This window comes from Sorangium sp. So ce296 (genome assembly GCF_051529605.1).
GTDB lineage: Bacteria > Myxococcota_A > Polyangia > Polyangiales > Polyangiaceae > Sorangium > Sorangium cellulosum_D.
The window spans coordinates 13,064,113-13,083,665 of sequence record NZ_CP150325.1 but is presented as its reverse complement, the minus strand read 5'-3'; the positions used below and the strand labels follow the sequence as shown (position 1 = coordinate 13,083,665).

At 72.1% G+C, this 19,553-nt stretch carries 16 protein-coding genes and 3 riboswitches; of the genes, 10 read left to right on the top strand and 6 right to left on the bottom strand.

The annotated features are described in order from the left end of the window. Positions 1-591 precede the first annotated feature (591 nt). Positions 592-817, top strand: a riboswitch (cobalamin riboswitch). A 156-nt stretch (positions 818-973) separates the two neighbouring features. From WME98_RS48305 to WME98_RS48280, 6 genes are read left to right on the top strand one after another with little or no spacing between them, the layout of a single operon-like run. Next, positions 974-3,046, top strand: coding sequence for a TonB-dependent receptor plug domain-containing protein (locus tag WME98_RS48305; RefSeq protein WP_437948303.1), 2,073 nt, complete (start codon positions 974-976; stop codon positions 3,044-3,046). Then, positions 3,040-4,287, top strand: coding sequence for a YncE family protein (locus WME98_RS48300; RefSeq protein ID WP_437948302.1), 1,248 nt, complete (start codon positions 3,040-3,042; stop codon positions 4,285-4,287). The genes WME98_RS48305 and WME98_RS48300 overlap by 7 nt, the downstream gene beginning before the upstream one ends. A gap of 30 nt (positions 4,288-4,317) precedes the next feature. Further along, the gene (locus WME98_RS48295; protein ID WP_437948301.1) at positions 4,318-5,379 is read left to right on the top strand and encodes a FecCD family ABC transporter permease; all 1,062 of its coding nucleotides are present in this window, start codon (positions 4,318-4,320) and stop codon (positions 5,377-5,379) included. Next, the gene (locus WME98_RS48290) at positions 5,372-6,163 is read left to right on the top strand and encodes an ABC transporter ATP-binding protein (RefSeq protein ID WP_437948300.1); all 792 of its coding nucleotides are present in this window, start codon (positions 5,372-5,374) and stop codon (positions 6,161-6,163) included. The genes WME98_RS48295 and WME98_RS48290 overlap by 8 nt, the downstream gene beginning before the upstream one ends. Next, positions 6,160-7,137 (top strand): ABC transporter substrate-binding protein, encoded by a 978-nt coding sequence (locus WME98_RS48285; protein ID WP_437948299.1) that lies wholly within the window; start codon positions 6,160-6,162, stop codon positions 7,135-7,137. The genes WME98_RS48290 and WME98_RS48285 overlap by 4 nt, the downstream gene beginning before the upstream one ends. Before the next feature lie 45 nt (positions 7,138-7,182). Continuing rightward, positions 7,183-7,776: a DUF7676 family protein gene (locus WME98_RS48280; RefSeq protein ID WP_437948298.1), complete on the top strand. Its 594-nt coding sequence runs from the start codon at positions 7,183-7,185 to the stop codon at positions 7,774-7,776. 135 nt (positions 7,777-7,911) lie between these two features. Here WME98_RS48280 and WME98_RS48275 read toward each other — a convergent pair whose 3' ends face one another. From WME98_RS48275 to WME98_RS48255, 5 genes are all read right to left on the bottom strand, one after another. After that, positions 7,912-8,868, bottom strand: a complete 957-nt coding sequence (locus WME98_RS48275) for a ribonucleotide-diphosphate reductase subunit beta (protein WP_201770654.1) — start codon at positions 8,866-8,868, stop codon at positions 7,912-7,914. Positions 8,869-8,927: 59 nt separating this feature from the next. Then, positions 8,928-11,372, bottom strand: coding sequence for a ribonucleoside-diphosphate reductase subunit alpha (locus WME98_RS48270; RefSeq protein ID WP_437948297.1), 2,445 nt, complete (start codon positions 11,370-11,372; stop codon positions 8,928-8,930). A 255-nt stretch (positions 11,373-11,627) separates the two neighbouring features. Next, a riboswitch (cobalamin riboswitch) is annotated at positions 11,628-11,835 on the bottom strand. 280 nt (positions 11,836-12,115) lie between these two features. Continuing rightward, positions 12,116-13,162 (bottom strand): hypothetical protein, encoded by a 1,047-nt coding sequence (locus WME98_RS48265; RefSeq protein ID WP_437948296.1) that lies wholly within the window; start codon positions 13,160-13,162, stop codon positions 12,116-12,118. Positions 13,163-13,229: 67 nt separating this feature from the next. After that, the gene (locus tag WME98_RS48260) at positions 13,230-14,636 is read right to left on the bottom strand and encodes a dockerin type I domain-containing protein (protein WP_437948295.1); all 1,407 of its coding nucleotides are present in this window, start codon (positions 14,634-14,636) and stop codon (positions 13,230-13,232) included. Between the two features lie 247 nt (positions 14,637-14,883). Further along, positions 14,884-15,091: riboswitch (cobalamin riboswitch) on the bottom strand. A gap of 86 nt (positions 15,092-15,177) precedes the next feature. Continuing rightward, on the bottom strand, positions 15,178-15,789 hold the full coding sequence (locus tag WME98_RS48255; protein ID WP_437948294.1) for a cytochrome c-type biogenesis protein: 612 nt from the start codon (positions 15,787-15,789) through the stop codon (positions 15,178-15,180). A 259-nt stretch (positions 15,790-16,048) separates the two neighbouring features. Here WME98_RS48255 and WME98_RS48250 point away from each other — a divergent pair, with 259 nt between their 5' ends. The 3 genes from WME98_RS48250 to WME98_RS48240 are packed head-to-tail and all read left to right on the top strand — an operon-like array spanning position 16,049 to position 17,518. Beyond that, entirely contained in the window at positions 16,049-16,669 is a 621-nt protein-coding gene (locus WME98_RS48250) for an SCO family protein (protein WP_437948293.1), read from the top strand. Continuing rightward, on the top strand, positions 16,666-17,013 hold the full coding sequence (locus WME98_RS48245; RefSeq protein ID WP_437948292.1) for a copper-binding protein: 348 nt from the start codon (positions 16,666-16,668) through the stop codon (positions 17,011-17,013). The genes WME98_RS48250 and WME98_RS48245 overlap by 4 nt, the downstream gene beginning before the upstream one ends. Positions 17,014-17,038: 25 nt before the next feature. Beyond that, a complete protein-coding gene (locus WME98_RS48240) occupies positions 17,039-17,518 on the top strand; it encodes a hypothetical protein (protein ID WP_437948291.1) in 480 nt (159 codons plus the stop codon). A 195-nt stretch (positions 17,519-17,713) separates the two neighbouring features. On the opposite strand, the gene WME98_RS48235 is transcribed toward WME98_RS48240, so the two are convergent. Continuing rightward, positions 17,714-18,289, bottom strand: coding sequence for a hypothetical protein (locus tag WME98_RS48235; protein ID WP_437948290.1), 576 nt, complete (start codon positions 18,287-18,289; stop codon positions 17,714-17,716). A gap of 346 nt (positions 18,290-18,635) precedes the next feature. On the opposite strand from WME98_RS48235, the gene WME98_RS48230 reads away from it, so the two are divergent. Further along, positions 18,636-19,535 (top strand): NAD-dependent protein deacetylase, encoded by a 900-nt coding sequence (locus WME98_RS48230; protein ID WP_437948289.1) that lies wholly within the window; start codon positions 18,636-18,638, stop codon positions 19,533-19,535. Positions 19,536-19,553 lie beyond the last annotated feature (18 nt).

Genomic DNA, 19,553 nt, shown 5'->3' with positions numbered 1-19,553 from the left:
CGAGCGACGGCGGCGGCGCTCCCGGCGCTAGCGCGGGGCCGCGCGGTGACCCGCGCCGCCCGCGCGCCCGGGACACGGCGCGCCGCGCGTCTCATGGCACCGAGCTGCGGAGCGCTGGACACCGAGGCGAGCGCGGCCCAGGCTCGTCGAGGCGAGCGCGCCGGGGGCGCGCCGCTGGCCCATCGACCGGCTCCAGGGCCGCGCTTCCGGCGCCGTCCCGCCGCCGGGCGCCTTGGAGGCTCGGCCGCAGAGGCTCCACCGCGGCGCGCAGGCGCGCGGCCAAAGGCCGGCATGCGCGCTCCGCCCGCGAGGGCGTCGAGGCGCGGAGTCGGCCCGAACGTCGAAATGGGCACGTCGTCACATCCAGCTCCGATGGGCTTCGAGAGCCGCGTGGGCTCGGTTCATCGGGCTCTGGACGTGAAGTCGCGGGCCGCTACAGAAACCTGATAAGGAAAATCAGTTTCAAATGCTTGATGCCACGTTCAATAAGAACTGTCAAGGTTTCCTGGTGCAGGCCCGGGGCCGTGTGGGCATGGGAATGGGCTGCGCACGGCAGCCATTTCCGCGTTGACAATCCATGCGACATCTGCCACGAGTCGCCCCGCCATCGGTGTTCGCCTGGCCATCGCCTGGCGAGCTGAAAAGGGAACCCGGTGAGAATCCGGGACTGCCCCCGCAGCGGTGAACGGGAACGACCATCACCATCGAGCACTGGGCCGCGCTTGAGCGGCCTGGGAAGCGGTGATCAGTAGGAAAGCGTCCGGCGACGGCCGCAGCGCCCGTGAGTCCGAAGACCTGCCGACGGTGCGCGCGCCGGTGCTCCGGCGCGCGCTGACCTGAGCCTTCGAGGGGAAGGCGCGCAGGCTCTGGACCACCTCGCTCAGGCGCGGTGCCGTAGCCCGTCCGCAGTCCCCCCGATTCGGCTCTCAGCTCACCCGAGCAGTGCTGGGTCGACGCGGGTAGGCGGGCGTGAATGGTTCAATCCCTTGAGCGTGTGGTGCGTCGCCGGCGGAGCGACGGCGCGGGGCGCTGGCTCGTGCTCGCCGCCGGCAGCGCCCTGGCGGCCGCGCCGGCAGCGGTCGCGGAAGAGCTGCGCGGGGCAGGGGCCGAGCAGGGCGGCGGTCGCGCTGCCGTCGCGACAGCCCCGCTGGAGGTGCGCGTCGAGGGGGAGCGCGCGCGCGCGCCCGCGCCGCCCAAGGACCGATCCGTCGCGGGATCCGTGCTGACCCGCGACCGCCTGACCGGAGCGGGGCTCGAGGCCGCGGACGTGCTCCGCACGCAGCCGGGCGTCCAGGTGACCGAGTCGGGCGGCTTCGGCGGGCCGGCGACCGCCGCGATCCGTGGCGCGACCGCCGCGCAGACGCCGGTGTACCTCGCCGGCGTTCGCCTGAACGACGACGTCGCGGGGACCGCGGATCTCTCGCTCGTGCCGCTCTGGCTCGTCGAGCGCGTCGAGATCTACCGGGGCAACGCTCCCATCGAGGCCGATCGCCTCGGGCCGGGCGGCGCGATTTTCTTCGAGCCACGCCGGCCCTCCCGGACGACGGCCGGCGTGGGCGCCATGGCAGGCTCGTTCGGGGCCAGGCGCGGGTGGGCGTTCGCCGGCGTCAGCGCCGGCCCGGTGAGCTCGATCGTCGGGGTGAGCGCCGAGGCCGCGGCGAACCGCTATGCGTTCGTCGACGATCGCGGGACGCTCTTCGACGCGAGCGACGACACCGTCCGGCGCCGGCAGAACGCCGACGTGCGCGCCGTCGACGCCTGGGCGCTCGCCCGCTTCGATCTCGGCCACGGCGCGACCGTCGACGTGATCGCGAACGGCCTCGATCGCGAGCAGGGCGTGCCGCGGCTCGCGCTCTTGCCCTCCCGGCAGGCTCGCGGGGAATCCCGGCGCGCGCTCGCGTCCGTCGTGACGCGGGTTCCGTTCGGCGGCGAGGCGCAGCACACGCTCGAGGCGCGCACCTCGTTCATCGAGGCGCGGTCCGAGTTCCACGACCCCCTCCTCGAGCTCGCGCTCCTCACGCGCGAGCTCCGCCTCGCCGGCCGCCGCCTGGAGCAGACGCTGGGAGCGACCCTCTACCTCTCCGATCGCCTCACGGTGCGACCCATGCTCTCGGTCGCGCGCGAGGGCATCTCGCGCGAGCCGGACGACATCCCGCTCGCGCGCGCGCGGCGCACGTCGGCGCGAGGCGCCGTCAGCGCGGAGCTGCGCCTCGGCGAGTGGCTCGCGCTGCGCGCCCTCGGGAGCGGCGAGTGCCACGCCACCGGCGCGGACCCGGGCCGCCCCTGCGACGTGCTCGCGCCGTCCGGACGTGTCGGCGTGGAGGCGGGGAGCGGCCGGGTTCGGCTGCTCGCGACCGTGGGGCGCTACCTCCGCGTCCCGACGCTCGGCGAGGTGTACGGCATCTCCGGCGTCGTCCACGGCAATGCGGAGCTCGAGCCGGAGTCCAGCGTCACGCTCGAGGCCGGGATCCGGGCGCAGACGCGGCGCGGCGCGGTGCTCCGAGGCGCCTACATCGACGCGTTCGTGTTCGGGCGCGCTTCGTCGGGGCTCATCGCGTACGCGCGCTCCGGTCAGGGCTACGTGGCCCCGTACAACGTCGACCGCGCCCGCGTGCTGGGCGCGGAGCTGTTGACAGGGATCGAGGTGACCTCGTTCCTCCGCGCCGAGGTCGCGGCGACGTTCCTCGATCCGCGGGACACGACGCCGCAGCGGACGACCGCCAACGACGTCCTGCCGTTTCGCCCTCGCCTCGTCGTCGCGCCGCGCCTTCGCGCCGACTGGAAGCCCTCGGACGGCGCCGTGCTCTCGGGCGCCTCCGGCGAGCTCCGGGCCGTCTACCAGTCGAGCCGGTACGCCGACCCTGCCGGCCTCGGCGTGATCGCGGAGCAGGCGACCGTCGACGTCGAGGCAGAGGCGACATGGCTCCGGGGGCACCTCGCGGCGAGGGCGCGCGTCGCGGATCTCCTGGACGCGCGGCGTACGGACGTCGTCGGGTATCCGCTCCCCGGGCGGAGCGTGTTTCTCACACTGGAGTCCACATGGTGAAGATCCGTCGATTCGCGATCGCAATCTCGATCCCATTCCTGGGCTGCGACGTGGACCTGCCGCCGCCGTCGACGGGCGGTGTTCAAGCGGGCGGCGGGAGCGATCCGGGCGCGCCGGCCGCCTGCGAGCGCGGCGTCGTCATCGTGACGAGCGATTACCAGTCGACGAACATCGCGATCTCGGAGCTCGACGGGACCACGCTTTCGCCCTCCTTCGTTTCGAGCGGCGCGACGAAGCCGGGACTCAGCCTCGCGCTGTCGGGCGACGTGGACGTCCCGGCGACGGCGCCGCCGTCCGGCCGCGTCGTCCTGCTCGATCGGTATGGCACGAACGTGATCACCTGGATGGATCTCGAGACCGCCGAGGTCATCGCGCAGCTCCCGGTCGGGCAGGGGTTCGAGTCCAACCCTCATGACTACATCGAGGTGGACACGGATCGCGCGTTCGTCTCACGCTTCGGGGGCAACCCCACCCCAGGCGTCGAACCCTTCGACGAGGGCAGCGATCTCCTCATCGTCGACACCCGCAAGTACGCTATCGAGGGGCGCATCGCCCTGCCGGAGGAGAAAGCGGGGCTCCTGCCGCGTCCGTCGGGGATGGCGCGCGTCGGCGACGACGTGGTCGTGTCGCTCGGCCGGCTGGCGGAAGATTTCTCGGAGGTGGGCGAGGGGCGCCTCGTGGGCGTCTCGCCGGAGCAGAACGCCGTCACGTGGACGGTCGACATCCAGGGGCTCTACGGTTGCGGGCGCGTCGCCGTGTCACCCTCCGGGACCCGACTGGCCGTCGCCTGCTCGAGCCGCTTCGACGCGGACGCGATGAAGTACGATCCGGCGACCAGCGATATCGTGATCTACGACGCTCGCACGTCGCCGCCCGAGGAGATCGAGCGGCTCGGCGTGGCCGAGGAGCTGGACGCTGGGATCCAGCCCTCGCTCGCCTTCGCGTCGGAGGACGTCCTCCTCGCGACGGCGTACGGGGGCAACGCGTCCGCCGGCGACCGGGTCTTCTCGGTGAACGTGGACAGCGGCGATATCACGCCGCTCGGCGAGGCGCGCCAGCCCTTCGTCTTCGGCGGCATACACTGCGCGCCCGGCTGCGGCGACGTCTGCCTGCTGAGCGACGCGGAGAGGAACAAGCTCCGGCGCTGGAAGGCGACGGCGAACGGCGCGCTCGAGCCGCTGGAGGACGTGACCGTCGACACCGAGGTCGGGCTCCCGCCGCGATCCATCGGCGGCCTCTGATGGGGCGTATCAAGGGCGAGGGCGGGTGAGATGACCATCCAGGGAGTCGGCGCCGAGGGCGCCGCGCGCGCGCTGGACGAGCCGGCGACGCCGCGTCCGGGACGCCGCGCGCTCGTCGCGTACGCGGTCCTGCTCGCCCTGCTCGCGGCGGTCGTCGCGGCCTCGCTCGCGCTCGGCGCGGCGAGCCTCTCCGACGCGAGCCTGCGGGCGACCCTGCTGACGCTGCGCGCCGCGCGCCTCGGGGCGGCGCTGCTCGTCGGCGCCGCGCTCGCGGTCGGGGGCGTCGTGGTGCAGGGCCTCTTCCGGAACCCGCTCGCCGAGCCCTCGGTGCTCGGCACGACCGCGGGCGCGGCGCTGGGCGGCAAGATCGCCCTCCTCGTCGTGGAGCTCGCCGTCGCCGAGCGCGGGATCCGCGGGCTGCCCCCGGAGATGGTGCTCCCGGCCGGGTGCCTCGCCGGGGCGCTCGTCAGCCTGGGGCTCGTGCTCGTGCTGGTGCGCGCGCCGGGAGATCTCCTGAGCATCCTCCTCGTCGGGTTCCTCCTCTCCTCGCTGTTCCTCAGCCTCGGGAGCCTCGCCACGAGCCTCGCGCAGGAGCGATGGGAGCTCGGCCGCGCCGTCGTCGCCTTCGCGCTCGGCGGCCTGTCGGGCACGAGCCCACGGCACGTCGGACTGGCCGCGCCGCTCGTGCTCACCGGCGTCGTGGCCGCGTGGTTCTGGGGAAAGCCCCTCGATCTGCTCCTCTCCGGGGAGGAGGAAGCGGCCTCGCTGGGCGTGGACGTGCCCCTGGTGCGCCGCTTCTGCATCCTCTGGATCGCGGTGCTCACCGCCGGCGCGGTCGCGCTCGGGGGCAACGTCGCCTTCGTGGGGCTGCTCGTGCCGCACGCGCTGAGGCCGCTGCTGGGCGTCGACCATCGGCGCTTGATCCCCGTCGCGGCGCTGGGCGGCGCCGTCTTCGTCGCCGCGTGCGATCTCGCCGCGCGCCTCTTGCCCGCGCGCGGGGAGGTGCCGCTCGGCGTCATCACCGGGCTCATCGGCGCGCCGGCGTTTTTGGTGCTGCTCGCGCGCTCGCAGCGGGAGGCGGAGCGTGCCTGAAGCCGTCGGCGTATCCGGGCTGCGCGTCCGTCGCGGGGGGCGGGTCGTCGTCGACGACGTGTCGTTCACGGCGCCCTTCGGCGGCGTGCTCGCCGTGCTCGGGCCGAACGGGGCGGGCAAGTCCTCCCTCCTCAAGGCGCTCGCCGGCGTCGTGCCCTTCGACGGGGACATCCGGCTGAACGCGCGTGGCGCGCGCGACCTCCGCGCGCATGAGCGAGCCCGGCTCGCGGCGTACGTCCCCCAGCAGTCCGAGCTCCGCTCCGCGCTCACGGTCGAGAGCGTCGTGGCGCAGGGCCGGTATGCGCACCACGTCGGGCGCGTGCGCGCTACCGCAGCCGACGGGCAGGCGGTCGAGCGCGCCTTGCGGCTGACGGACACCGCGCCGCTCGCCTCCCGCCCCTTTCCCACGCTGTCGCAGGGCGAGCGGCAGCGCGCGCTCCTCGCGCGGGCGATCGCGACGGAGGCCAGGATTCTCCTGCTCGACGAGCCCACCTCGGCGCTCGACGTCGGGCACGCCCTCCGCCTCTACGCGCTGCTCCAGCGTCTCGCGGCGGACGGATACTGCATCGTCGTTGTGCTCCATCCCCTCGCGGAGGCGCTCGACTGGACCGACAGCGCCGTGCTCATCGAGCGCGGGCGGCTCCGCCAGCAGGGGGCGACGCGTGACGTCGTCAAGCCGGGCGTCGTGGAGTCGATCTACGGCGTGCGGCTCGTCCCCGGCGGCGCGCTCGGCTTCCGGCTGCCCATGGAGGACGAGCCCCGCTGCGAGGGAGCGACTTCATGAGCGCGCTCGCCTGGATCAACTACGGCGCGCTCACCGGCGCGCTCGCGCTGTCGGTGGCCGCGGCCGCGCTGCCGCGCTCCGCGGACCAGCGGCCGGCTCCCGGACGGGAGGGCGCCGCCGCGGACGAGCGCCCGGCCGCGCTCGAGGACGCTACGGGAGCCGCCGTCGCGCTCCGCGACTTCCGCCGGATCGCGTCGGCGAGCACGGTCGCGGACGCGCTGCTCCTCGAGCTCTGCGAGCCCGACCGCGTCGTCGCGCTCACCGGGTACGGAGCGCGCCGCTCGCCGCGCGGCTACCGCTACGCTGGCAAGGCCGTCATCGAGGACATCGCCGATATCGAGGCGCTCCTCGCGTTGCAACCCGATCTCGTCCTCCTCAATGGTTACGGGGACCCGCGCCGCATCGCGCGCCTGCGCGAGGCGGGCCTGACCGTCTACGATCTCGGCCCGATGCGCGGGCTCGCGACGCTCCTCCCGAACGTGCGCGAGGTCGCGGCGCTGGTCGGCCACCCGGAGCGCGGCCGGTGGCTCGCGACGGCGCTCGCGGAGGGCATGGCGGCGGTGGCCGCCGACATCCAGCCGCCACGGCGCCGTCGTGGCATGTACGTGAGCGGCTACGGCGGCCGCCTCTTCGGCGGCACCGCGGGCACGAGCTACCATGACGTCCTCGTGTCGGCGGGGCTCTCCGACGCGGCCGCCGGCGCGCACCGCGACTGGCCGGAGTACACGGCGGAGGAGGTCCTCGCGATCGACCCCGATGTCCTGGTGACGAACGCAGGAATGCGAGCGACCCTGTGCGGGCAGGCTGGCCTTGACCGGCTCCGCGCCTGCGGCGCGGCCGGAGGCGTCGTCGAGCTCGACGACGCGCTCCTCGGCGATCCAGGGCCGGCGATGCTCGACGCCGCTCGGGCCGTTCGACGCGCCGTCTATGGCGCTCCCACTGCCCCGGGCGCAGCGCGCGCCGGCGGCGAGTAGCTCGTGTGCAACCCTGCCGACCTGCGGAGATGGAGATCAGAGACGATGGGCGACGACGCGACTGAACGCTCGACCGAGCGCAACCTCGACGGGACGACGACGGAGTATTTCGACGTGCCGAAAGCGGAAGAGACGTACCGCGAGCTTGTGCGCGCGCTGTTCGAGGACCACTGGGATGCCATCGATTTCGGCCCGTGCCTCCAGGGCGCCGTGTTCGAGCTGCGCTTCGCGAGCAAGCCGCGGGTCGGATACCTCGACGGCTACTTCACGATCGGGCCGGATGAGCCGGGCGCGTGGCATTTCCACCTCTGCGTCGGAGCCCACAAGGGGACGAAGGCGCGGCCCACGGCTCCTGAGCTCGCGCGATGGCGGCAGTGCGCGCGCGCCGCGTTCTACCGCGACCTCGACGCGAGCGGGCGACCGAGGAGCTGGGGATTGAGGCTCTGGAGCGGCCGGAATGAGCAGATGATGACGGTGTTCTTCCCGAACCCGTGGCTCAACGCGGAGCGGACGAAGCCCGTCAAGGAGCCGGACTGGTCGAGGCTCGCGCTCTGGATGGACCTGCGCGCGCGCTTCGCGGGCGTGCCGCCCGAGCCCGCGCCGGTGGACGACGCTCGGCGTCCCCAGATGTGCGGATAAGGCGCCTCCGCAGAGCATCGTCCCGGCGCGAGCCGGAGGCAGGCCATCTCCCCCGCACGAGGCGGTTGATCCGCTCGAGCGCCTTGGCCGGATCCCTCCGCCCCGTCGCAGCGGCGGCGCGCGGCCCGCTCGACCTCAGAAGGAGGCGTCGAGGACGACCTCGCCGGCGACGCCGACCTGATACGCCGAGACACGGCGCTCGAAGAAGTTCGTGACCTCCTGGACGTCCTGCAGATCCATGAAGGACAGCGGGTTCTTCGCCCCGTAGCGCCTCGGCATGCCGAGCGTGACGAGCCGCTGGTCCGCGCAGAACTCGAGGTAGCGGCGCACGTCGCGCGCCGCCAGACCCGCGACGCCGGCGCCGAGCAGATCCTCCGCGAACTGGGCCTCGCAGTCGATCGCCTCATCCATCATGTCGAGGATCGACCGAGAGAGGCCGGCGTCGAAGAGCTCGGGCTCCTCGCGCCGCACCGCGCTCACGACCTCGAAGGCGAAGCGCATGTGCGCGCTCTCGTCGCGGAACACCCAGCTCGTCCCCGCGGCGAGCCCGTGCAGCAGGCCGCGCGAGCGCAGGAAGTACACGTACGCGAACGCGCCGAAGAAGAAGAGCCCCTCGACGCACGCGGCGAAGCAGACGAGGTTCAGGAGGAACCGCCGCCTCTCGGCGCGCGACTCCAGCCGATCCAACGATTGGACGGAGTCGATCCAGCGCATGCAGAAGTCGGCCTTCTTCCGGATCGACGGGATGCTCTCGACGGCGGCGAAGGCGCGGTGGCGCTCCTCCGGATCGGGGATGTACGTGTCGAGGAGCGTCAGGTAGAACTGGACGTGCAGCGCCTCTTCATAGAGCTGCCGCGACAGGTACATCCGCGCTTCGGGGGCGTTGATGTGCCTGTACAGGTTGAGCACGAGGTTGTTCGCCACGATGGAGTCTCCGGTGGCGAAGAACGCGACGAGGCGCTGCACGAGGTGGCGCTCGGCGCCGGTCATCCTCCGCAGGTCGCCCACGTCCGTCGAGAAATCGACCTCCTCGACCGTCCACGTGTTCTTGATGGCGGCGCGGTACATGTCGAAGAAGGCCGGATAGGCCATCGGACGCAGCGTGAGGCAGAGGCCCGGGTCGAGCAGGCGCGCGGGGCGGCTCACGCGGCTCACTGGCAGGCCTCGCACGCCTCGGGGTTCTCGAGCGCGCACGCCACGTCCGCGGCCGCCTTCGCCGGCGGAGGCGCGAGATCCGGCGTCGCGTCCACGGTGGTCTTGGCGATGCGCGTCGCGGGGCGCGAGCGCAGGTAATAGGTCGTCTTGAGCCCCTTCTTCCATGCGTGGAAGTACATGCTCGAGAGCTGGCCGATGGTGGGGTTCTCGACGAAGAGGTTCAGCGACTGGCTCTGATCGATGAAGGCGCCGCGCTCCGCGGCCATGTCGATGAGCGAGCGCATCGGGATCTCCCACGCCGTCCGGTACACCGCGCGGGCCTCCTCGGGCAGCTCCTCGAGCCCCTGGACCGAGCCCTCGGCGAGCTTGAGCCGGGCGCGCACCGCGTCGTTCCAGGCGCCGCGCTGCTTGAGCTCCGCGACGAGATAGCGGTTCATCTGCAGGAAGTCGCCCGAGAGCGTCTCGCGCTTGAAGAGGTTCGACACCTGCGGCTCGATGCACTCATGGCAGCCGGCGATCGACGCGATCGTGGCGGTCGGCGCGATCGCGACGAGCAGCGAGTTCCGCAGCCCCTCGGCGCGGATGCGGGCGCGGAGCGCCTCCCAGCGCGCTCCGTCCTGCGGCACGAGGCCCCACGCGTCGAACTGGAGCTCGCCGCGCGCCGCGCGCGTCTCGTCGAAGGCCGGGTGGCGCCCCTTCTCGGCGGCGAGGTCCGCGGACGTCGAGAGCGCGTGGTAATACACCTCCTCGGAGATCCGCCTCGAGAGCTCCCGCGCGGCCTCGGCGTCGAAGGGCAGGCGCATCTGGAAGAACACGTCCTGCAAACCCATGAGCCCGAGCCCCACCGGCCGCCAGCGGAGGTTCGAGCGCCTCGTCGAGGTGATGGGATAGTAGTTGAGGTCGATGACGCGGTCGAGCTGGCGGACCGCCGTCCGCACCGTGCGCGCGAGCTTGTCGAAATCGAACGCGACGGTGCCGTCCGCGCGCGCGACCGTGTGGCGCGCGAGGTTGATCGAGCCGAGATTGCAGACGGCCGTCTCCTCCTTCGAGGTCACCTCCAGGATCTCGGTGCAGAGGTTCGAGAGGTGCACGACCCGGCCCGGCAGCGCCGTCTGGTTGCAGGCGCGGTTCGCCTTGTCCTTGAACGTCATCCAGCCGTTGCCGGTCTGCGCGAGCGTCCGCATCATCCGCGCGTAGAGCTCGCGCGCCTTCATCGTCTTCTTGGCGAGCCCCGCCCCCTCGGCCTCGGCATAACGGCGCTCGAACTCGTCGCCGTAGAGGTCGCAGAGATCGGGCACGTCCTTGGGATCGAACAGGCTCCATTCGCCGTCCGCCTCGACCCGCTTCATGAACAGGTCCGGGACCCAGTTGGCGAGGTTCAGGTTGTGCGTGCGCGCGGCCTCGTCGCCCGTGTTGTCGCGCAGCGCGAGGAACTCCTCGACGTCGGCGTGCCACGGCTCGAGGTACACGCAGCAGGCGCCCTTGCGCTTGCCGCCCTGGTTCACGGCCGCGACCGACGCGTCGAGCGTCTTGAGCCACGGCACGATGCCGCTCGAGTGCCCGTTGGTGCTCTCGATGAGCGAGCCGCGGGACCGCACGCGGTGATAGGCGAGCCCGATACCCCCCGAGAACTTCGAGAGCATCGCGACGTCGGTGTAGCGCTGGTAGATGGTCTCGAGGTGGTCCTCGGGCGAGTCGAGGAGGAAGCAGCTCGAGAGCTGCTCGTGGGCCGTCCCTGCGTTGAACAGCGTGGGCGAGCTCGGGAGGTAGTCGAGCGAGGAGAAGGTCTGATAAAGCTCGATGGCCTGCGCCGCCGTCTCGGACAGCGCGCAGGCGACCCGCAGGAAGAACTGCTGCGGCGTCTCGATGACGAGGCGCGTCTCGGGGTGCTTGAGGAGGTAGCGATCGTAGAGGGTCCGCAGGCCGAAGTACTCGAGCTCGTGATCGCGCCCCGGCTCGATCGCGTCGTTCAGCTTGCGGGCGTTCTGCGCCACGAAGCCGTGGAGCCGCTCGTTGATGAGGCCGAGCCGCCGCCCGGCGGCGACGGACTGCGAGAAGGCGTGGATCTCCTGGTTGCGGACCTCCTTGTCGATATAGGTGGCAAGGAGGCGCGCCGCGAGCTTCGCATACTGGGGCTCCTCGGCGATGAGCGACGCCGCGGTCTGGATGGAGAGCTTGTCGAGCTCCCGCGTCGTCGCGCCGTCGTAGAGGCCGCTGATGGTCTTTGTGGCGACGCGGAGCGCGTCCACGTCGGACAACGCCGCGCAGCAGCGGCTCACGGCCCGGACGATCTTGTTGACGTCGACGGGCTCGCTCGACCCGTCGCGCTTCTTCACCCGCATCGTCGTGTGCGGGAGCGCCTCCTCCGCGCCTCCGCCCCTCGCGCTCCGCGCCCGCAACGGCGCCGCGCCGTTGCTCGTCGTCACCGTGTCGCTCAGCATGGCAATCCTCCTCGTCGTGCTTCGTTCGGAGCGGTCCCGGACCGCTCGCGTCGAGACCGCGAGAGCGAAGAGGCCAGCCGATGCGCGCGAGCGCGCAGGCTCTCCTGGAGAGCCCTCGGACCGACCGCTCGCCCCCGCGGGCGAAAGGAAGACAACGCGGGAGGGGATCGGAACCGGGACGAGCGCGAGATCAGCGCCAGCTCGGACCTCCCCGCCTCCCTCGAGGCTTCCAGGTCAAACCGGCGCGGGATGTCTCCCCGACGCAGGATGTTGGCAGGTCTTCGGGCTCGCGAGCGCTCCGGCTCTCGCCGGCTTCCTACGGTCCACCGCTTCCCAGCCCGAGGGCCAGTGCGCGTCGTGGAGATCGTTCTCGCTTACCGCTGCGGGGCAGCCCCGGATTCGCACCGGGTTCCCTTTTGAGCCACGGGCCGAAGCCCGAGGCACCAACATGAGGCACTACATATTGCGGTGCGGGGCTCCGGTCAAGCGATATATTGGGGTGTCGGGCGAGCGGACGGATGTCGCGCGATCGCTGTCCAACGACCGATGCGCTCGTGCTCGACGGTCACACCGGTCACACCGGTTACACCGATCACACCGGTCACACCGATTACGTTGATCAAGCGAGAAATGAACCGCCAAGCCACGAAGGGCGCCAAGATAGAATTCTCTCCTTGGCGTTCATGGTGGCTTGGCGGCTCGAAGCGCTGCGCTTTTCAGCCGGTTTCGACCCGATTGTCGCTCTACGGGCAGGATGCGTTGGCGATCGCCACGGCGTCGAGATCGAAGACGCCGCTCGCGCCGGTCAAATCCGGCCGATCGGTGATCCGCACGTACCGCGCGAAGCTGAGCTCGAGATCGGCGAGGTCGAAGGCGTCGCCGCCCGCGACTTCGGGGTCGGTGGGATCGAGGATATTCGTGTCGGGGTTCGCCAGCACGGGGTGCCAGCCGGCGCAGGAGCCGTAGGGGGCCCCCGTGGCGGTGCACGGGAAGGCGATCCAGTCGACGCCGTTCTGGCTCACCTCGACGGTCGCGAGCTCGGCGAACACGGTGGTCGGGCTGGTCTCGAAGGCGTTCTCGAAGACGATGAAGTCCGGGCCTGGACCATCGACGATGAGATTGCCCGAGAAGCCGAAGGTGACGGTGCCGCCGTTGCCGAGGGACACCACGTCGGTCGAGCCCCCGCAGCAACCTCCGCCCTTGGGAGGACCGAACACGATGTCCGGGAACCTCTCCTGTCCATAGCTCTGGCCCGTCCCGAAGACGTGGCTTACCACCTCGGAGGCGAACACCGTCTCCGCGCCCGTGCAGTCCTCGACGCCGCCGCCCGCACCGCCGCCGCCGCCCGCGGCATCGCCGCCGTTGCCGCCCGATCCGCCGCCGCCCGCGTCGCCGCCGCCACCCGCGGCACCGCCGCCGTTGCCGCCCGATCCGCCGTTGCCCGCGGCATCGCCGCCGTTGCCGCCCGATCCGCCGCCGCCCGCGTCGCCGCCGCCCGCGGCACCGCCGCCGTCGCCGCCCGATCCGCCGCCGCCCGCGTCGCCGCCGCCCGATCCGCCGCCGCCGGCCCCCCCTGCGCCGCCCGCGCCGCTCCCGGCGTCGCTCGACGACGTGCTCGCCCCGCCGCCCGAACCGGTGGCCCCTCCCTGACCGGCCGCGCCGCCGGATCCCTGCGCCGCCGTTCCTCCCATTCCCCCGGAGCCGCTCCCGGACGGCGAGCCCTCGGAGGAACAGGCGATGATCGTGAGCACCGACAGAAGCACGCTCGCGCGCGCGATACGAGAAACCATGAGACCTCCGAAGGCGGGCGCGCGCCGCGCCGGAACGAACCCGGCGCGGCGCGCGCCCCCGTGCTGATCAGTAGAACGGCGCCGACGTGCCGTACCGCGCGAGATAGATGTTGTAATCGCCGGTGTTGACGCTCCCATCTCCATTGAAGTCGGCGTGCTGGTTGTACCCGGGGTTGCCCAGCTGGGTGCTCCACGACGCCACCAGGATGTTGTAATCGGCGGTGTCCACGTCGCCGTCGTTGTCGAGATCCGCGTCCGCGATGTTCCCGAATCCGTCGCCGTCGGTGTCTCGCTGGTCCGCGTTCGCCGTGAGGTAGGCGTTGTCCGCGCCGTCGGGCACGCCGTCGCTGTCGGCGTCCGGCGCGCCGTCGGGGAAATAGAGCGTCACCTTCGGCGTCACCCCGATCTCCCAGAAATCCGAGGCGCTCCCGGCCGAGTAGCACTGCCCCGCGGGGGACGAGTACTCGTCGCCCGACGGGTTCCAGGCGATCGCCAGGGCGCGCGTGTGGCCGACGAACGCGATGGGCGACGTCGCGTTGTCGTCCTCGCACGCATCAGGCGTCAGCTCGAGGTACTGCGACGAGCTCCCCTCGTTCACCGGCGTCTGGCTGCCCCCGACGACGCTCGCGACCACGCTGGCGCGGATGAGCGCGGCATAGCCATTCTCGCTCGTGCCGCCGACGCCGAATGCGTCCCCGCCGCCCACGTGCAGGGCGCCGTCTCCGTCGAAGCCGAGCGCCGCCGCGTTCAGCACGTTGCTCGCCAGGAGCGAGCCCTCGCTGCCGCCGTAGACGTATGCGCTCGCCGTGCCGTCGATGACGTCCTGGATGTCGGCCGCCGCCCAGATCCTGAGCTCGCCGGTCCGGTTGGGCGAGGTCTGATAGCCGATCCCGGTGACGAGGTTGCCCGCGGAGTCCACCGCGATCCCCCCGGAGGCGCCCGGGATGCTCGTGATCAGCGGGATCTCCGCGATCTGCGGCGCGGTCAGATCGAGGGCGTAGACGCCGCTCGTGTAGCCGCTCGGCCCGCTCCAGCCGCCGTTGATGACGAGCGTGTCGTTACCGTACCAGGCCCCGTCGTAGTAGTTGACGTCGAGCTCGATCACGCCCCCGTGGCCGAGCAGGTCGGGCGGCGAGGTGACGCTGAGGATCGAGCTCGGGAACACGAGCAGCGGCGCCCCGTAGCCGACGCCGAGCGCGATCGTGCTGCCGTCCGGCGAGATGGCGAGGAAGCTCGGATCCATCGGCCCGTCGCTCAGCGTCGCGACGGGCACGTAGACGCTCGAGCCATAGTTTCTCTGGAGGTACAAGGTCTGATCGTTGGCGACGAGGAGCCGCCCGGCCAGCTCGTATCCATCGATCTCCTCGGATGTCGTCGGGAACCCGTCCAGGGCTATGGACCACCCGTCGGCGATGGCGGGTAGGTCGAACGTATACGACGTGTTCCCCGCGTACTCGTCGAAGGCGTCCGCCAAGGCCGGCGGCGAGAGCAGGAGGAGCGCTGCGGCGACAGAAGATGCAGAAATGCGCGCAGAGCCAGCCGCGACGCGCGGCGGCGCTGAACCTTGGGAGATGATCATCGGACCGACCCTTCGCCCCCGCGGGCGATTGCGAAAGAAAGCTCGGGGGACGGATCGGAACCGGGACGGCGCGTGCGTCAGCGCCAGCTCGGACCTCCCCGCCTCCCTCGAGGCTTCCAGGTCAAACCGGCGCGGGATGTCTCCCCGACGCAGGATGTTGGCAGGTCTTCGGGCTCGCGAGCGCTCCGGCTCTCGCCGGGTTCCTACGGTCCACCGCTTCCCGGCCCGAAGGCCAGTGCTCGTCGTGGAGATCGTTCTCGCTTACCGCTGCGGGGCAGCCCCGGATTCGCACCGGGTTCCCTTTTGAGCCCTGGGCCGAAGCCAAGGGCACCAACACGAGGCACTACATATTGCGGTGCGGCGCGCAGGTCAAGCGAGATGTCGCGGAGGAAGCCGGACGAGGGGAGCGACTACCGCCTTACCAGCGGGGGCGTGCTCACGCGTCGCGCGCCCGGAGCTCGTCGTCGAGGCGCTCGTCATACTCGTCGCGAACGGCCCCCGCGGCGGCGCCGCTCGGCGGGGTTGGCTGCGCGGCGCCGCGCCTCCACGAGCGCAGCAGGGCGAAGACCCCGAGGAAGGTCGCCGCGATGCCCAGCATCAATGCCAGCGCGACCTTGCCGAGGACGCCGGACGAAGGCGCCGCGCGGAGGCGGTCGCCATAACGAACGACGAGGTCCTGTTCGATGGCGTCGGCGGCCTCTCCCCGGCGGAGGCGGGCGCGGATCTCGCGACGAAGATCGCTCGCCACCGGGGATTCGTGCACATCGAGCGTCTGATTCCAGCAACAAGGCGCGAGCAGGCGCGCCGCGAGCGCCTTCTCGCCGGGCGCGGGGGTCGAGTCGACGAGCTCGGTGGCGGCCTCGCTGGGCGTCGCCGGCTCGGCCCTGCCGCTGAGCGCGACGCCCGCGATGGCGGCGGCCAGCGCCGCCGCGCGGCGCCAGCGTGAGCTCCGCAGAAGCCGGAGACGCAGGGGCGAGCCCACCGCGCGCGCGCCGTGAGTGGAATGGGCCGGGTCATCCGCCGATGCGCCGCGCTCTCGCTGGGTCATGGTGAGACAGGCTAGCGCGACCGGCCGCAAGGGCCCTGCGACACGATGTCGCGCTCATCCCCGCGCCGCCACGGGCTCGCCAAAGGCCGAGATATCGCTGCATCGTTCGAGGGGATGCGACACCGTGACGCATTGCCCGCGCCACCTTGCAACACCTACTGTCGCGCGCATGCCAAACGAGGTTCTTTGCTCCACGTCTCCTGGGTCATCCTCGGCCGGCGATGGAGCGCCGGCCCGCCGGCGCGGGCGGCTCCGGCCGGTGCAGATCGGGCTCTGGGTCTCTGCGCTCGCGGGGCTCGCCGTCTTCGGTGCGGTGTCGCGCGCGCGCGAGGCGCCCGCCTCGCCGCCCGTGCTCGGCGAGATGCCGGCGTTCTCGATGACGGACCAGGACGGCCGCCCCGTCACGCGGGAGTCGCTCCGCGGTCAGACGCTGATCGTCGACTTCTTCTATGCGAGCTGTCCCGTGTCGTGCCCGAGGCTCTCGGCGCAGATGGCGGCGTTCCAGGAGCGGCTGGCCCAGCGCGGCGAGGCGCGCGGACAGGCGCTCCCCATCCACCTGATCTCGATCACGCTGGATCCGGAGAACGATACACCCGACGTGCTGCGCTCGTACGCGGCGCGCTACAGCAGCGGCCGCGGCGCCTGGTCGTTCCTCTCCGGCCGGAGCGAGGAGCTGAACCGCGTCGTGGTGAAGGGATTCAAGGTGCGCTTCGAGCGAGCTGACCCGTCGGCCGGGCTCGGCGCGATCATGCACGGGGAATGGTTCGTCCTTGTCGATGGGCAGGGCCGTATCCGTGGCTACTACCAGATCGGCGATGAAGAACGAATGAACGAGCTCGTCCGCGACGCGGAGCGACTGGCCTCGAAGGAGCTGACATGAATCGAACGATGCGCTCTCGCCTCCGAGCCGCGCACCTCGCGCGGTCCCTGCTGCTCGGGGCGGCGATCTCGACGAGCCTCACGCTCTCGTGCTCGAAGGCGTCCACCGCCGCTCCGCGCGTCCACCACGCGACGGGCGCCGTCCGCTCGCTCGGCCCGGGGCGCGCCTACGTCAACATCGCGCACGACGACATCCCGGGCTACATGGGCGCGATGACGATGTCGTTCGAGCCCCAGAGCCCGTCGCAGCTCGACGGCATCGAGGTCGGCGACCGCATCGCCTTCGACTTCTACGAGACGGAGGACGCGCGCCGTGTCCTTACGCGGGTCGAAAAGCGCAGGTGAGCCGACTGCAGGGCGGGGCGCGTGGATGGGGGGCGGCTCGCTCGGCGCCGCGTTCATCGCCGCGGCGCTGGGGATCGTCACCCTCACGGCGCTCTCCTTCGCTCCGCCGGCGACCGGCGCCTTCGCCATGCACGGGATCGAGCTCGGGATGACGGCGAGCGAGGTCGTCCGGCGCTTCGACGCTGGGCCGGCCGGCCGCTGGAGCGAGGCGCCGGGCTGCGCCGGGCCTTCGATCGAGTGGTCGCGGGGCGAGGCGGCGCCCGCCAGGGCGCCCGTCTCCGCGCGCTTCGAGTTCCATCAGGGGTTGCTGATGGCCGCGCGGGTGCGCGTGACGCCGGAGGACCCGAGCGCGCGCGGCGCGCGGCTCGAGACCTCCGCCCAGTTCGTGCTCGCGCGTGAGGCGCGGGACGACGGCTCCTCGATGATCGTGCTCCTCGCCCGCGGGTGCCCCGAGCACGAGGCGGAGGTCGAGCGGCTCCTCAGCGGCAGCTCCGCGAGGCGCTGAGGCGGCGCGGGCCGCGCGCCCTTGCCTCCGGACCGCCGCGATGATGTGCGCCTATCGCTTACAGCCGTGCTGATGAACGTCTGTCACGAGAGAAGAATGTCGTGCCAGCGACACGATCCCGAGTCCGCGCTCGTTCAGGAAGCGCGCGAGGTCGAGCCCGAGGCAGCCGGATCTGCCGCTGATCTTCACCCAGGCTCAGCCGCCGCAACCCTCGATCCCGGCCGAGCAGTACGCGCTCCACCAGGGGTTGCACGCGTCGGCGTCCTGCTCGTCGCCTTGGCTCATGTCGAGCAGCTGGGTGAAGCTCGACTCGGCGTCTCCGTACCGCAGGTGCATGTGCTTGGCGGCGCCCTCGCCATGCGGCGGGCGCATGATCACGTAATGGAAAGCCTCGCAGCCGGCCCCGCCGGCGGTGAGCGCGAACTGGAGCCACACCGACTCCGGCGACTCCGGGAAGTAGTGGGGATCCGGCGCGAAGCCTTCGTAGGAGTACGCGCATCCCTCGGCGAGCGGCATTTCGCCCTCTCGGTCGCTGTAGAACGATATCTCTCTCATCTCCTTGAGGGCCACGCGCCCCGGATTGCGCGGATCGTCGGGGCATTCCGGGGCCAGCGGGTCCGACGTGAACTCGCCGTCCACGCCGAGGTAAGGGACACCCTGGTTCGGTTCCTCGGCGACGACCTCGTCCTTGCCGGAATCGTCGTCACCACAACCGAGCAGCAGCACAAAAGCGAACGTCGCGCACAGCGCGCCAGTGAGTCGAGACGCCATGTCCTCAAGGGCTCCTTCGCCTGCAGGGCTCCCTCGCCATCGCGAGCCGACCGGCTCCGGTCGAAGCAGCGTCGAAGACAGGAGGAGCGAGCAGGTGAGCGACCCATAACACACCCGGGGTGAGGCCGTAGCACGAATCGAAGATTTCGTGTTACTGGGGCCGGGCCATGCTCCAGCGGCAGATCGGGGAGGGCGCGGCGAGCTCGCCGACGTGCGCGCCTCGCCCTCCCGCCCGCCCGGGCCCGGCCATGCCGGCGCGACGGCGCCGAGCCCGCCGGCGTGCGCCGTCGTGCCGGCGCGCGGGCGGCTGGCGGCGTATCCGGCGGCGGGTCACAAACGGGGGCCCATGCCGCTCAGCCACGCGCTCCTCGCGGACCCGGTCGACGACCTCATCGCGCTCCTGCGCGGCAAGCGCTTCGTGGCGCTGACCGGGGCGGGGTGCAGCACCGAGTCCGGCATCCCGGACTACCGCGGTCCCGAGACGCGGCGCCGCGCGCGCAACCCGATCCAGGGGCGGGAGTTCTCGAGTTCGGCCGAGATCCGGCAGCGCTACTGGGCGCGCGCCGTGATCGGCTGGGAGCGGTTCTCGCGAGCCGAGCCCAACCCGGCGCACCGCGCCCTCGCGCGGCTCGAGCAGGATGGGCTGATCGAGGGCCTCATCACGCAGAACGTCGACGGCCTCCACCACGCCGCCGGCAGCCGCCGCGTCATCGAGCTGCACGGGACGCTCGCCGAGGTCGCGTGCCTCGCGTGCGGCGCGATGGAGCCGCGCGCCGCGCTCCAGCAGCGGCTCCTCGCGCGCAACCCCGGCTGGCTGCGGCTCGCGGCCGACGTCGCGCCCGACGGCGACGCCGACCTGCCCGCCGAGCACGTGGCCGGCTTCCAGACGCCCCCTTGCCTGCGCTGCGACGGGCCGCTCAAGCCGCGCGTCGTCTTCTTCGGCGAGAACGTGGCGCGGCCGGTCGTCGACGCGGCGTTCGCGCTGGTCGACGCGGCGGAGGCGCTCCTCGTGGTGGGCTCCTCGCTGGCGGTCTTCTCGGGGTACCGCTTCGTGCTGCGCGCCGCGCAGCGGGGCATCCCGATCGCGATGGTCAACCTGGGGTCCGCGCGCGGCGAGGAGCTCGGCGCGCTCAAGGTCGAGGCCCGGGCGGGCGAGGTGCTGCCGCGCCTCGCCGAGGCGCTGGCCGGCGCGCCGCGGCCGGAAGGAGCGCGCGGCGCGGGGCCGGGCGCGCCGCGGCCGGAATGAGGGCGCGGGGCCGGGCGC